The organism is Vibrio sp. D431a (genome assembly GCF_030248655.1).
Taxonomy (GTDB): Bacteria; Pseudomonadota; Gammaproteobacteria; order Enterobacterales; family Vibrionaceae; genus Vibrio; species Vibrio alginolyticus.
Map to the genome: position 1 here is coordinate 45,128 of NZ_JAHGAP010000023.1, position 13,867 is coordinate 58,994.

12 protein-coding genes are annotated in these 13,867 nt (G+C 47.0%); 5 read left to right on the plus strand and 7 right to left on the minus strand.

From position 1 onward, the window contains the following. Positions 1-1,407, minus strand: coding sequence for a glycosyltransferase family 39 protein (locus KJB35_RS18665; protein WP_213908144.1), 1,407 nt, complete (start codon positions 1,405-1,407; stop codon positions 1-3). 2 nt (positions 1,408-1,409) lie between these two features. After that, on the minus strand, positions 1,410-2,450 hold the full coding sequence (locus KJB35_RS18670; protein WP_020197904.1) for a glycosyltransferase family 2 protein: 1,041 nt from the start codon (positions 2,448-2,450) through the stop codon (positions 1,410-1,412). A gap of 152 nt (positions 2,451-2,602) precedes the next feature. Between KJB35_RS18670 and KJB35_RS18675 the strand changes: the two genes are divergently transcribed. Beyond that, a complete protein-coding gene (locus KJB35_RS18675; protein WP_005389368.1) occupies positions 2,603-3,280 on the plus strand; it encodes a response regulator transcription factor in 678 nt (225 codons plus the stop codon). Further along, the gene (locus tag KJB35_RS18680) at positions 3,277-4,566 is read left to right on the plus strand and encodes a HAMP domain-containing sensor histidine kinase (protein WP_205390937.1); all 1,290 of its coding nucleotides are present in this window, start codon (positions 3,277-3,279) and stop codon (positions 4,564-4,566) included. Before KJB35_RS18675 ends, KJB35_RS18680 begins: the two co-directional genes overlap by 4 nt. A 104-nt stretch (positions 4,567-4,670) precedes the next feature. Here the strand turns inward: KJB35_RS18680 and KJB35_RS18685 are convergent, their stop codons facing one another. Beyond that, on the minus strand, positions 4,671-5,909 hold the full coding sequence (locus KJB35_RS18685) for a leucine-rich repeat-containing protein kinase family protein (protein ID WP_064354152.1): 1,239 nt from the start codon (positions 5,907-5,909) through the stop codon (positions 4,671-4,673). Between the two features lie 223 nt (positions 5,910-6,132). Here KJB35_RS18685 and KJB35_RS18690 point away from each other — a divergent pair, with 223 nt between their 5' ends. Further along, complete coding sequence (locus tag KJB35_RS18690; RefSeq protein ID WP_171344361.1) at positions 6,133-7,029, plus strand: 1-aminocyclopropane-1-carboxylate deaminase/D-cysteine desulfhydrase; 897 nt, start codon at positions 6,133-6,135, stop codon at positions 7,027-7,029. A gap of 39 nt (positions 7,030-7,068) precedes the next feature. Here the strand turns inward: KJB35_RS18690 and KJB35_RS18695 are convergent, their stop codons facing one another. After that, positions 7,069-7,611, minus strand: coding sequence for a hydrolase (locus KJB35_RS18695; protein ID WP_054701260.1), 543 nt, complete (start codon positions 7,609-7,611; stop codon positions 7,069-7,071). A 150-nt stretch (positions 7,612-7,761) separates the two neighbouring features. Next, positions 7,762-8,622 (minus strand): LysR family transcriptional regulator, encoded by an 861-nt coding sequence (locus KJB35_RS18700; protein WP_005376746.1) that lies wholly within the window; start codon positions 8,620-8,622, stop codon positions 7,762-7,764. Between the two features lie 99 nt (positions 8,623-8,721). Here KJB35_RS18700 and KJB35_RS18705 point away from each other — a divergent pair, with 99 nt between their 5' ends. Next, complete coding sequence (locus tag KJB35_RS18705; protein WP_005457950.1) at positions 8,722-9,786, plus strand: HlyD family secretion protein; 1,065 nt, start codon at positions 8,722-8,724, stop codon at positions 9,784-9,786. A gap of 9 nt (positions 9,787-9,795) precedes the next feature. Further along, positions 9,796-10,815, plus strand: a complete 1,020-nt coding sequence (locus KJB35_RS18710; RefSeq protein WP_213908145.1) for a DUF2955 domain-containing protein — start codon at positions 9,796-9,798, stop codon at positions 10,813-10,815. Between the two features lie 817 nt (positions 10,816-11,632). Here the strand turns inward: KJB35_RS18710 and KJB35_RS18715 are convergent. Both KJB35_RS18715 and KJB35_RS18720 read right to left on the minus strand, forming a co-directional pair. Then, positions 11,633-12,661, minus strand: a complete 1,029-nt coding sequence (locus tag KJB35_RS18715) for a methionine synthase (protein WP_031780992.1) — start codon at positions 12,659-12,661, stop codon at positions 11,633-11,635. Positions 12,662-12,691: 30 nt separating this feature from the next. Beyond that, a complete protein-coding gene (locus KJB35_RS18720) occupies positions 12,692-13,666 on the minus strand; it encodes a DUF1852 domain-containing protein (RefSeq protein WP_025767248.1) in 975 nt (324 codons plus the stop codon). Positions 13,667-13,867: the final 201 nt, after the last annotated feature.

A 13,867-nucleotide genomic window follows, 5' to 3' on the forward strand; every position in this document is an offset into this window, starting at 1 on the left:
CTATCCAACCACACAGGTGTAGAGTGAGCGTTTCGATTTTGCTGTGAACTCGTTGGTACAGCTCAACGCATTTTCATGAATCATGCTATCCACTTGCTGCGATTTACCAATCAGGTGGAATTTCTTCAGATTGTTTAAGTCATTCTTATGTTTAAGCTTTTTCGCCTGACCATGACTATAGAACTGGCCTGAAAACGGGCGCTTACCAATGTAGAAGACCGGAGCATTATCATTAATTTGCGCGAAGATGATGCGGTCGCTGCGGCTATCTGCTTTGCCCATATTCAAAACCAACATCGCAATCATAAGCAGGGCTGGCAACACCGCTGCCGTTCCGGTCAGCCATTTGAAATCGTGTTTATCCACCAGCATTGCAATCAAGATACCCAACGCAGGCACACCCGGTAGCACGTAAGCAGGCAAAATATTCCCAGCCATGGTGAACAAGATCATTGGAGAAATCAGCCAACACATCAGGAAGCTAAACAAACCTTGATGATCGGTTTCAATGGCTTTGAGTACCTTACGACGTTTCCACGCCAAGATAGGCAATACAATTGACCAAGGCGCAGCCGACTGTAGCCAGAATACCCAGATCATCCCACGTGGTTGATCATGAGCAGAACCATACAGATCCCCTTCCCAACCGCTGACAACAAAACGCTTAAAGTGCTCGCCAACAATGAAGTAATCAATAAATCCAGGCGTCGCCATTTCAGCCATGATGTACCAAGGTAGAGCAATCGCCAGCATGAGCGCCAACCCCGACACAATTGGAAAACGCTGCCACAAGGCTTTGAAGGCACCAAAGAAACCATGCTGAATCACGAGCCAAGGAAATACTGCGATGCCCATGATCACGATCGCCACTGGACCTTTCGCTAACAGCCCGCAAGCCAAGCCAAAGAAACCGAGGTAACCCCACAATCGGCTGTGTTTGTCTTTGCCAAGCCAGCAGTAGTAAAAGCCGACCATCGCCATCGTCATTGCCAACGTCAGCGCCATGTCTGTCATCACCGCACCCGCAGCAATTGAAAAGATGCCACACGTCGCCAGTACCAACGCTGCGATGACTGCATTAAAGCCAGCGCGATGCGCCATGAAAGCAACAAAAACAATCGTCGCAACACCCGCTAACCAATGAGGCGCGCGCACTGCAAATTCATTCAATCCAAACAGCTCAATGCCGTAAGCACTCATCCAAGTGAACAGGGGTGGTTTCCCCCAAAAAGGCACGCCGTAATCAAACTGTGGGGTAAGCCAATTGCCTGTTTCCACCATTAAACGCGCCATTTCGCCGTAGCGGGCTTCTGTGGTGTCCATCAAAGGGTAGGCAGCAAGTGAAATAAGACGAAGTAAAAGAGCAAACGCCAACAACAACCACAGATGGGTTTTATTAATACTCATGATTACGCGGTTTCTCCCAATTTAAACTTCATGGTTTGGATGGATTGATGTTTTGCAGGCTGCTCGTAAACAGACTGAACAAGATAAAGAGGACGTTGCTTGGTCTCGACAAAAATGCGGCCAATGTATTCGCCCAAAAGGCCAATCGACAGCAGTTGCACACCGCCCAAGGCAAGTTGGACGACCATCATGGATGGGTAGCCAGTGACAGGCTCACCAAACACAACAGTTTTCATCACTATGAATGCGCCATAGATAAAGGCACTGAACGCCACCAATGCACCGGCAAGTGTCGCTAAGCGCAAAGGACGAATGGAAAACGAGGTAATGCCGTCCATTGCAAGGCCAATCAACTTGAGGTAGTTCCATTTGGTCTCACCACAGAAACGAGCGTCACGCTCAAACTGAACCGTCACTTGCTTGAAACCCGGCCAAGAAAAGATGCCTTTCATGTATCGGTTACGCTCTGGTAGCGCATTGATGTGTTTAACCACTTTTGCGCTCAGTAGACGGAAATCGCCCACATTCTCCGGCACATCCAATTTCGCCATGCTATTAAGCACTTTGTAAAAGCAAGCGGCCGAGAAGCGTTTGAACCAAGTTTCACCGTGGCGTTCGCTGCGCTGCATATTCACCACGTCATACCCTTCACGCCATTTTGATACCATTTGTGGGATCAACTCCGGCGGGTCTTGCAAGTCGGCATCAATCACGATCACCGCTTCACCTTGGCAGTGTTCCAGACCCGCACTCATGGCGGACTCTTTGCCGAAGTTACGGCTTAATGCAATACAACGAACGTCGCTAGAAGATTGAGAAAAGTTTTGCGCGATCATTAGGCTGTCGTCTTTGCTACCGTCGTCGACATAGACGATTTCACAGCGTTCTGGCATTTCATCCAAAACGGCGGCTAAACGACGATGAAATTCTGGCAAGACTTCTTGTTCGTTAAAGAATGGCACCACAACAGACAAAACTGTTTTAGGCTCAGTGTGTTGGCTCACCTTTGAAAAGGTTGCAGCGTGAATGTTGAAGGTTGACATGCTACTCTTCCACTAAATCCGATGAATGAATCCAGTCTACAAACATCAATGTGAAAGAGATGTTGTTGACATCTTTTTCACGTTCTTAGTGAATAATGTTCGGTTAAGACGAAGTCTTATTTTCGAAAACCCGCCCACTTGGAGAGAAATACATGAAACGCGTACTTTTAGTCGAAGATAATCGAGAAATCGCAGGCATGCTGTTCGATTATTTTGAGTGTGCAGGTATGGAACTCGATTATGCAGACAACGGTGAGCTCGGCTTGAAACTGGCGATGGAAAACACCTTCGACATCATCCTGCTCGACCTCATGCTACCACGCATGGATGGCCTGACCATGTGTAATAAACTTCGCGACGCGGGCAACAACACACCAGTGCTTATGCTGACGGCACTTGATAGCCGTGACGATATGCTCAAAGGCTTCCAACACGGTGCCGATGATTACCTGACTAAACCTTTCGATCTTGATATTCTAGAAGCGCGCATGATGGCACTGATCCGCCGTTACCGTGGCACTGTCGCATCGAGTAAGTTGGAATACGGTGAAGTCTCTATCGACCAAAAAACGCGTAAAGCTTACCGCCAAGATAAACTGCTAGCGCTAAACCCAACCACTTACACCATTCTGGAAATGCTTGTGAAAAGCGCACCAGATGTGGTGACACGCGAAGAAATCGCCTTCCAACTTTGGCAAGAGAACGAGCCGAACAACGACGTTCTGCGCAGCCACATTTACCAACTTCGCAACCAACTTGATAAGCCATTTGAACAACATGTGCTTATCACCGTGCCGAAAGTTGGCTTCCGATTGGAGACTGGTGCATGATCAATCGCTTACTTGCTAGCACGCAAAGCACACAAAGTATGACAGGGCGACTCGCTCTGTTTTTCTCTTTTGTGTCGGTCGTGATTGGCATCTTCTGCTTTTTGTTGATTACCGGCTCCCTGCTTTGGTCTGAAGACCGCGTGGGCGAGCGTCGTATTATGGTCGACAAAAAAGAAGCGATTGAACATTTCCAGTCCCACCCAGAGCAAGGTAGTATTCAGCTTGACCTGCTCACCACCGCATACAACGACATCTCATTGGTTGCCGAGCGCTACCAAAAATACCTGATTGGTCAAAAGCACTTTCTTGATGAGGTAGAAGACGGTGAATACTCGCGCATGGTTTACATGAGCACCTACACCTATAAAGGCGTTGAGCATCCGGTGATTCTGGTTTCCTTGATTGATGAAATCGAGATCACCTCAGAGGAATTCATTCTCGTCGTCGCAATGGTGCTGTCCATTGTCGCCGTGCTGGTGTTCCTGTTTGGTAGCCTGCTGCTGCGTTTATCACAGCGCCTGATTGAACCCGTCAATGCGCTTAAAATCCAACTCGATCATCACCAAGGCGATGCCACGCAGACCTTTAGTGTGCCTGAGGGCTCAGCCAAAGAGTTCCAAACCCTTGCGGATGAGTTGAATGAGTACCGCCACAAAATCAACCAAGTCATCAAGCGCGAGCAAGCCTTTGCACGATACGCGAGTCATGAACTGCGTACACCGTTAACCGTGATGAAAGGCTCAAGCAGCTTACTGGCGAGAAGTGCGAACACGGATTTCCAAACCCGCCAAGTGCACCGAATTCAGGATGCAACGCAGCAGATGTCGACCATGGTGGATGCCCTACTCGGCTTAGTACGTTACGAGCGTAATGCAGATGATTCACCAGTGCGCAGCATCACCGAAGAAGAACTCAACCAAATCATCTTCCAAAGCCAAGCTCAGGCGGATGAGAAAGCACTCAGCTTTGATGTACAGATCGACGGCAACCCTAGAACGCGCGCGACCAATGCCGTGTTGACCATTATTCTTGGCAACCTGATTCGCAACGGCATCGCTGCGACACCTTCGGGATCAATTCATATCAATATGGATGAAAACACCATCTCGGTGCGCGATGAAGGTGAAGGCTTTTCGACCATTCCACATTCTGATGGGCACGGATTAGGTTTGATGATTGTGGACGATTTGTGCCAACGCTATGGCTGGCAATTTAAGATTGGTACACATCCAGAAGGTGGTTGTGAGGCGGTGATTAATCTTGCGTCAGAGCATCAAGAGGCTTGATCAGAGTAACTTCCTCAGCGCCTAATTCAATTGAGAGGTATCTACTTTGCTAAGTATCAAACGAGCAATTCGATACCTCTTTTTAATTTCGATTGAATGAAATCTTATGCTGCAAGCGCTGCTAGTCGATTGAATGCTTGCGATGCCGATTCCGACGCCTCACACACAGAAAACATATCTTCGATAAAGTACTTCAACGCTCTAGATTCAATGGTTCGGATTGCCGCTTGCTGTTCGTCCGATAAGTAACCGTAAATGCTCGCCGCACCAAAATCGCCGAAGATCATCTCACCTTGCTCATTAACCAAAGTATTGTGCGCATACAAATCGCCATGGCACACCTTGTTGTCGTGCAGGTGATTAAACACGTCCACCATCTGCTCAACAATGGAATTGACTTGCTCGACCGTCAACGTAAAACCTTGTGGGAATGTATCTCGGGTGCAAGTTTCCAACGTTGGTGGCAAACCCAAGTTGTAGTAACAGTTTGGGATCAGCTCCATCACCAAAGCAAGCTCATTACCGTCATCCACTTGCGCGATGGATTTCACCAAGTTGTTGTGATGCCCGGCTTGCAAACATGCTTCAAGTTCATCATGTGGGTAGCCGTCGCTGGTCACTTCGCCCTTGAACACTTTCACCGCCACTTCATTCGGGAAGTCGTATTGAGCGTCAGTCCAGTTAGCATGAGAAATCACACCACTCGCACCTTGGCCAAGAACATGATTAAGCGAGTAACTGTTTGTCGTCACTTTCGGCACACTGTCTAACGAAGATGGGTGTTTGCAGAATGGGTTACCTGCGAAAGCAAACCATGCCAATTTAGGCAGCTTCATCAACACATCCGGGAAGTGCTCTAACTGGTTCGCAGATAAACGAATCAATTCTAAATTGACCAAGTTTTCCATGCTGTTTGGCAGTTGTTTGATGCGATTGCCCGCCAATGCAAGCTTTCTTAGGCGTGGTCTTTCACCCAGACTGTTTGGCAGAACTTCAATCTCGTTGTCGGTCAGAATCAACCAACGTAACTGAGTTGGTAGTGAGGCTTCACTCACCACTTTAATCTTGTTGGTTTTAAACCCAACCATCTCAAGGTTTGGCAATTTACCCAAGACCTCTGGCAGATGGGTGAACTGGTTGTTGGAAGCAAAGATGATTTTTAGCTTGGTCAACTGTTCCAACTCTGGTGGTAAATCTGACAGTGCGTTACCAGACAAATCTAACACTTCAAGCGTTTCTGCAAGCTCTAAAATTTCCATAGGAAACTCAGTTAGCCCTTCTGCCAACTTCAGTTGTTTCGTTCCTACTAATTGTCCTGTTTTTAATTGTTCTAGAGTTTGCAAAACCAAGCCTTCTGATTGAGTTGAAATAAGCGGCGTAGTTTACGTGGCTTGAAGCAGAAAGGCGAGCCATTGCATTACAGCCCCAGTAAAAGCGCGTCAAAACATCAGGAATAACCGAAATGGTTGTACTGAAACACAGACTTTTTATCTGGGTTTAATGGCGTTACACTACGCGCCCTTTTTAAATGGCAAAGGTGACACGGTTTATTCCGTCAGCATCGACATGAAACTCTCAGAAAGTCCTATCACCCAACATAGCTTTAATGGGCACAAATTTTTCCTTAAACGTGACGACATGCTCCACTCCCACTTTTCTGGGAACAAAGCACGTAAGTTTATGGCGTTGATGGAAACGCAAAACAGCGACATCAAAACCCTCATCAGTTACGGCTCTGCTCAATCCAACGCGATGTATTCGCTAGCAGCTCTCGCCCAGATTAAAGGTTGGGCATTTGAGTTTTATGTTCATCACATTCCATCTTGGCTAAAAAGCTCCCCCATCGGAAACTATCGCGGCGCTCTCGATTTGGGTATGAAAATCACCGCCATGCGAGACATCGGTAGCGAACTCCACCCTAGTGAATACATCCACCAGGTACGAAGATTAGATGAATCGACATTGCTTATTCCAGAAGGTGGACGTTCCCACCTCGCTGAAGCTGGCATCAAACAGTTAGCACGAGAAATTCTTGATTGGACGCGATTGAGAGGTAAAGAGCAGTTTGCGGTCGCCCTGCCATCAGGCACTGGCACGACGTCTTTATATCTTCATAAACATTTAAGTCCACACGGCATTGAAGTGCTAACTTGCCCTTGCGTAGGCGATGCAGATTACTTAACTGAGCAGTTCAACCAGCTCGGTGAAAATAGCCACCCAACCATTTTAACCATCCGCAACAAACACCATTTTGGTCGCTTGTACGAAGAAGATTACATCACATGGAAAGCACTCTTTGAGCAAACCGACCTCGAATTTGACCTGTTATACGACCCGTATATGTGGCAATGCCTAACACCTTGGTTCGAAGAGAACACAGATAAAACGGTGATTTACATTCACCAAGGCGGGTTACTTGGCAACGAGTCGATGTTGCCAAGATATCAACGAGAATTTGAATAGCGTGTTCAAATAAAGTTGTTGCTGATTACAGTGATTCCACTATTTGATGAGCGCCAGAATTTCTTTGAATTCAGGTGCTCGGCAATCTTCGACCATTTCATACAAACACATTTCTAACCCAGTGAGCACCACACCGTTTGCGGTTAACTTCGCAAGAGCAAGCGCTTTATTGGCAGCGGTTCGGGAAGATACACAATCCGTGACTAATTCAACGCGATAACCGGACTGACGCAGAGAAACCGCGGTTTGATAGACGCAAATGTGGGATTCAATACCGCAAACCAACCAGGTATCAACTTTCGCGTTCTCCACCGCGACCTTAAACGTCGCCTCTTTGCAACCATCAAACGTGTACTTGGTAATAGGTAAATGCGTGCTTTCAAGCACTTCACGAATCGGCTCCGCGGTTGGGCCCAATTTTTCTGGATTCTGTTCTAGCCACAGAATAGGCAAATCTAGTGCTTTGGCGCCCTTTACCAGTTTCGTGATATTTTCAATCAGAGCGTCGCTTTCATGCATTAATGTAGCGAGTTTGCCCTGAACATCCACCACAATCAGGCCCGTGTTTCCTTTCGATAACATTTCCATCTCCTATTTTGTGCGACCACAAACCATACTCAACAAGTTGAGCAACAGTTAATGTATCAGAATCCTTTCATGCTAGAGCACTAAAACCTAGAAAGATGACCTTCGCTCACACATTTGCTCTTTGTTAAGAGTGGTTTGAACTGACTATTTAAATTTCTCTCGAATTAGCTCAATCAAGGCTTTGACTTTATTGGGCAGAAATAAGGCCGAGGGATAAATCAGAGTAAGATGCTGCTTCGGATGCGCGAATTGAGGCAGCACCTCGACCAACAAACCATCTCGCAATGCAGGCTTGGAATGAATTTGTGGAATAAACGCGATGCCGTTTCCTGCTATCGCCATCGAGCGCAGCAAGTTGAGATCGTCCGATCGCAACGCGACATGCAGATCTGAATCGAGCAAATCGGCATTGTAACGATTAGTTAAAAGGCGATGCTGCTTAAGATCTTCCACCGTTTTTACTGGCGGATGCGATTCTAGATAGGCTTTTGACGCAACAAAGTGACTACGATAAGGCAAAAGACTGAACTGCACATAGCTGTCATCGGTGACTTTGACCACGCTCGGAAGAAGCTGTAAATCAAACGATTGACGCTTAAGATCGACACTCTCTTGATGGTTTTCAATCTCGACCGAAATCTCCGGATACCGCGTTGTGTACTCGGTGATGATCGCGTTAAACGCGGCAGAGCTCATCAATGCGGAAGGAATGGCTAAACGCACCTTGCCCGTCAGCTCTTGTTGATATTCGTGCATGGCATTTAAACCTTGCTGAATATGGTCAATAGGCTGCCCCACCAACTCAAACAAGCGTTTCCCGTGCTCCGTCAACTCAATGCTGCGTGTTGTGCGGATCAAAAGCTGTACCCCGAGCGATTTCTCTAATTCTTGCAGGCGACGACTCACTTTTGAGCGTTGTAGTTGATTCGCCTCTGCCGCTGCACTTATACCGCCGTGAACCACCGTCTGAGTGAATAGGTAAATATCATCAAAACTAACGTTCATTGTCCTATTTTTAGGTCATTTATGTTCGTATTATCATTCTACTGAATTGTGAGTGACTTCTCTATAATTCGCTATCCAATATGTTTAACGGAACTTGTAATGACGGCTGACCAAAAATTCAAACACTGGATGCGAACTTTGATTGTCCTGTTCATCGTACTATTTTTGTACATTATCATTGCTGACCGCCACGCCCCCTTAACGACCGAAGGACGAGTGCAAGGATACGTTGTCCAAGTCGCGCCCGAGGTATCTGGTAAAGTGACCGACGTTCTCATCGAGAATAACCAGTCCGTTCAAAAAGGCGATGTGTTGTTTACGATTGATGATCGTAAATACAAGATAGCGCTTGAACAGGCGGAGCTGTCTCTGCAATCCGCTTATGAAAAAGAAGCAACGCTGTATTCTCAACGCGAAGCCGCTCTTGCCAATATTGCCCGCGCCCAAGCGACATTTGATAATGCGCACCGCGAGTACACCCGCTTACTGACACTATCGAAGCAGAAAGTCATCTCTCAATCGACACTCGATAATGCCTTTGCCCAAAATCAGGTATCACGTGCAGCGCTTAAAGCGGAAAGACAAAACTTAAAAGTCATTGAGGCGCAATTAGGCGATCAAAAAGGTCAAAGCACCGCCGTTCGAATTGCCAAAAACGGCATCGAAAAGGCGCAACTTGATTTGGCAAATACCGCGGTACTCGCTCCCAGTGATGGTGTCGTGACCAACCTGCAACTAGAAGTTGGCACGATGGCAAACACCAACATGCCATTGCTGACATTTGTACCAACAGGATCACTCTGGGTAGCCGCTGATTTTCGTGAAAAATCCGTCGCGAACGTAGACAAGACTTTCCACGCCTTGGTCACATTTGATGCCAACCCAGGTTCGGTGTACGACTTTGATTTAGCTAGCCGCGATTACGGTGTAGCAGCCGCACAACAAACGCCTAATGGCGCACTGACCAAAGTGGAAGTGAACAACCGCTGGGTACGTGATGCGCAGCGTACACGAGTGAACCTAACCAGCAGCGAAGAGTTACCACCAGCACTGTTTGTCGGCTCTCGCGCTACCATTGTTTTGTACCCAGACAACAGCATTTTCTGGCAGTTGATGGCGCAAGCACAGATTCACCTCGCAAGCTGGTTCCACTTCATTTACTAGGCGGCGACAATGAAAACCTTACGAATTTGGTTCGGCTGCTCTTTAGGGCTCGCGCTAAGCATGATCTTCGGTTGGTCTTACGGATTTTTTGCCATCATGATGCCGCTGTTTATATTGGGCAGAATGGACAACTTTAATATTTCGGCTTTATTGATCGTGTTTTTCTCTGCGGTGTGGACAACCATACAAGCCACATTTTTGCTGGAATACTTGCAGTTTCATCCAACATTAATGACCGTTGCCGTCGGAATCATGATGCTGTTCAAGTGCATTGCAATGATGAACCAGAAAACCTATTTGTTTGGTTACATGGGGCTGTTGGTGGGTTCAATTGTGTTGAATTTTGCCAGCTATAACTTCATGGATATTGAAGAGTTCAACGTCAACATGTGGGTGATGGCGTTCAGCAATATTTTTGTTTGCGCATTCGCGTATTGGTTGTTCCCTGAGCCAAAGTCCCCCACCAAGCACATTGAGATGTCGACCCCAGTGAAAAGCGATATTGACTACATCAGCCAAGTAGCCATGGGTTGGGTAGTGGCGATGGCTGCGTTTATCGTATTCCAAGTAGCGGACTTATATGACTCGTTATCCGCACAAGCTTCCATTTTGATCATCCTAACCCCAATGACTTTAGCAGGCTCGCTCGCCATGGCAAAAATTCGCATCATCGGCACCGCACTAGGCTGCATCGCAGGGATGGCTGTTCAGCTGATATTGGGCAGTTGGTTTGGGCATGGGCTACTCTTTTGGCTCGCCTTTACCATTGCAATGGGGCCATTCTGCTTGTGGCTCACCAAGGGGCAAATTAAAGCGGCTATCGCGTTTTCTGCCATGTCTGCCCTATCGGTTCCGCTGACGACCTCGTTGGTGCCAGAACAAAAAGACGCGTTCTTTTCGATCTTGTACCGTTTCAGCTCGATTTTCGTTGCGGTTCTGCTCACCGCGATGGTGATGTGGGTGGTGCATCACTGGATTCGTGTGATGTTGCTAAAGCATCCTGAGATGAAGAACGTGGAGTTGAATTAAGCCTTGGCAGAGGCTGGAAACGGGAAATGTATGTCGCTCACTTTACTGTGAGCGGTATTTTTATTTAAAACGGTCACCCTGAACATCGAGGAACGAGCGTGGTTCAGGCTCGACTCACCGAGTGCTGTGAAGTTCTAAGGTTATCGCCATTTTCCAGTGAGTTGTTAGTAGATTCCTAGTCTCACTTAAACTCGCTGGAATGACGCTATCTTGAAACTGCTCTAATACCTAGGATTGTGGCGAGCAATATATCTTCCAACATCCGTCATCCTGAACAGCGAGGGACGAGGTGATTCAGGATCTACCCACCGAGTGCTTTGAAGTGCGAAAGTTATCGCCATTTCCTAGCGAGCTGTAATCAGATTCCTAGTCTCGTCTAGACTCGCTGGAATGACCCTCTCTTGGAGCAGATCCAATACCTAGGGTTGTGGCGAGCAATGTATCTTCCAACATCCGTCATCCTGAACATCGAGGAACGAGCGTGATTCAGGTTCTACTAACCACGTACTTTGAAGTGCGAAAGTTATCGCTATTTCCTAGCGTGCTGTAATCAGATTCCTAGTCTCGTCTAGACTCGCTGGAATGACCCTACCTTAGAGCTGCTCTAATACCTGAGGGATGGCGAGCAATGTATCTTCCAACATCCGTCATCCTGAACAGCGAGGGACGAGCGTGATTCAGAATCTACCCACCGAGAGCTTTGAAGTGCGAAAGTTATCGCCATTTCCTAGCGAGCAGTAAACCGATTCCTATTCTCATTTAAACTCGCTAGATTGACCCTAATTTTAGTTCATGGCGCGGAGCCTAAGTATTAATATCAACCCACCAACTCTTTACGAATGATCTCCGCACCCGCACTTAACGCATTGAGCTTAGCGGTCGATACTTCACGAGACAAAGGTGCCATACCGCAGTTGGTACATGGGTAAAGCTTGTCGGCATCAACGTACTTCAACGCCTCTCGCAATGTGTTAGCTACTTCTTCTGGCGTTTCAATTTCGTTAGTAGCGACGTCAATCGCACCAACCATCACCTTCTTACCGCGAATCAACTCAAGCAACTCAATAGGCACTCGCGAGTTATGACACTCAAGCGAGATAATATCGATATTTGACTGCTGCAATTTAGGGAATACTTCTTCGTATTGTCGCCATTCAGTGCCTAGCGTTTGCTTCCAATCTGTGTTCGCTTTGATGCCGTAGCCATAGCAGATATGCACCGCAGTTTCACATTTCAGCCCTTCAATCGCACGCTCTAAACATGCAATGCCCCACTCGTTCACATCATCGAAGAACACATTGAACGCAGGTTCATCGAATTGAATAATGTCGACACCCGCCGCTTCAAGCTCTTTCGCTTCTTGGTTGAGGATCTTCGCAAATTCCCAAGCCAGCTTTTCACGGCTACCGTAATGATCATCATAAAGCGTATCGATCATCGTCATAGGGCCTGGCAGTGCCCACTTGATAGGTTGCTTAGTTTGCTGACGCAAGAACTTTGCATCTTCAACAAACACGGGCTTTGTGCGGCTTACTGGGCCAACCACCGTCGGAACACTTGCTTCATAGCGGTTGCGAATGGTCACCGTTTTACGGTTTTCAAAATCTACGCCGCTTAAATGCTCAATAAAGGTCGTCACAAAATGTTGCCGAGTTTGCTCTCCATCACTGACGATATCAACGCCTGCCAGCTCTTGTTCTTGCAAAGCGACACGTAGCGCATCGCGTTTGCCATCAATCAGTTCTTCACCTTGCAGTTTCCACGGCGACCAAAGTTTTTCTGGTTCCGCTAGCCAAGAAGGTTTCGGTAAGCTCCCAGCCGTTGAAGTCGGTAATAGTGTTTTCATCGTCATTCCTTTCTAGATTCTCGTTATCGATTACGCGTAGCTTGCAGACCATTGTTCAAGCACAGATTGATAAGGTTTGATGAAATGCTCCTCGGCAAATTTCCCTTGTTCAACTGCCAGTTGGCTGCGCTCTTCTCGGTCGTAAACGATTTGAGTTAGCGAGTGGTCTAGGTTTTTTAGGTTTGGCTGGTAGCAATTACCGGCAACCGCGTTGGCATTGTAAATCTCAGGTCGGTAAATCTTCTGGAATGTCTCCATCGTGCTAATCGTACTGATAAGCTCTAGGTTTGAATAATCGTTCAACAAGTCACCGAAGAAGTAGAATGCCAATGGTGCAACACTGTTTGGCGGCATAAAGTAGCGCACCTGTAAGCCCATCTTTTTGAAGTACTGCTCCGTCAACGAAGATTCGTTCGGCTGATATTCAAAGCCCAAAACAGGATGTTGGTTTTCAGTACGTCGGTATACTTTGTTGTCCGATACGCTCAGACAAATCACTGGCAGCTTTTTGAAATGCTGTTTGTAAGACTCAGAATTAACGAAAGCTTTGAACAGTTTGCCATGCAAATCACCGAAGTTCGCTGGGATGCTGAACTGTGGCTGGTTTTTGTTGTGGTCCAACAGCAAAACGCTAAAGTCGTAATCACGCACGTATGAAGAGAAGTTGTTGCCCACAATGCCTTCGATACGCTCGTTAGTGTTGTGGTCAACAATGTTAGTTTTGAGCACTTCAATCGATGGGAAGGCTTCTCCACTACCTTGGATATCCATATCAACGGAGATGATTTCAAGTTCAACGGAGTAGCGGTCACCTTGCGCGTTATCCCAATATGCCAACGCATTAAAACGATTGTCGATCATTCGGAGTGCATTGCGCAGATTCTCTCGGCGGTAGTTTCCGCGAGCCAGATTAGCAAAGTTGGTAGTGATTCGCGTGTTGTCTGATGGTTGGTAATTCTCATCAAAGCGAATGCTTTTGATAGCAAATGTGAAATCGTTATTCATCGTGAGTTGGTATCCTATTTCCTTAGATAAAGCAGACTTTTCCTAACTCTGTGCATGGGGACATTTTTTGTTTTTTGGTTTTCCCAATCGTTAGGTTGCACAACACTTACGACGAACGGTTCGTACAAAAAACGACCGTCGCAGTGCCTAACACCAGAGCAGTCCTTTTTTTATACTTGCTTCACGAGTTGAGTAATATTG

What these genes read in the sequence shown, in the direction of transcription:
- KJB35_RS18665 (WP_213908144.1), bottom strand. Translation starts at nt 1,407, where the DNA reads ATGAGTATTAATAAAACCCATCTGTGGTTGTTGTTGGCGTTTGCTCTT.
- KJB35_RS18670 (WP_020197904.1), bottom strand. Translation starts at nt 2,450, where the DNA reads ATGTCAACCTTCAACATTCACGCTGCAACCTTTTCAAAGGTGAGCCAA.
- KJB35_RS18675 (WP_005389368.1), top strand. Translation starts at nt 2,603, where the DNA reads ATGAAACGCGTACTTTTAGTCGAAGATAATCGAGAAATCGCAGGCATG.
- KJB35_RS18680 (WP_205390937.1), top strand. Translation starts at nt 3,277, where the DNA reads ATGATCAATCGCTTACTTGCTAGCACGCAAAGCACACAAAGTATGACA.
- KJB35_RS18690 (WP_171344361.1), top strand. Translation starts at nt 6,133, where the DNA reads ATGAAACTCTCAGAAAGTCCTATCACCCAACATAGCTTTAATGGGCAC.
- KJB35_RS18695 (WP_054701260.1), bottom strand. Translation starts at nt 7,611, where the DNA reads ATGTTATCGAAAGGAAACACGGGCCTGATTGTGGTGGATGTTCAGGGC.
- KJB35_RS18700 (WP_005376746.1), bottom strand. Translation starts at nt 8,622, where the DNA reads ATGAACGTTAGTTTTGATGATATTTACCTATTCACTCAGACGGTGGTT.
- KJB35_RS18705 (WP_005457950.1), top strand. Translation starts at nt 8,722, where the DNA reads ATGACGGCTGACCAAAAATTCAAACACTGGATGCGAACTTTGATTGTC.
- KJB35_RS18710 (WP_213908145.1), top strand. Translation starts at nt 9,796, where the DNA reads ATGAAAACCTTACGAATTTGGTTCGGCTGCTCTTTAGGGCTCGCGCTA.
- KJB35_RS18715 (WP_031780992.1), bottom strand. Translation starts at nt 12,661, where the DNA reads ATGAAAACACTATTACCGACTTCAACGGCTGGGAGCTTACCGAAACCT.
- KJB35_RS18720 (WP_025767248.1), bottom strand. Translation starts at nt 13,666, where the DNA reads ATGAATAACGATTTCACATTTGCTATCAAAAGCATTCGCTTTGATGAG.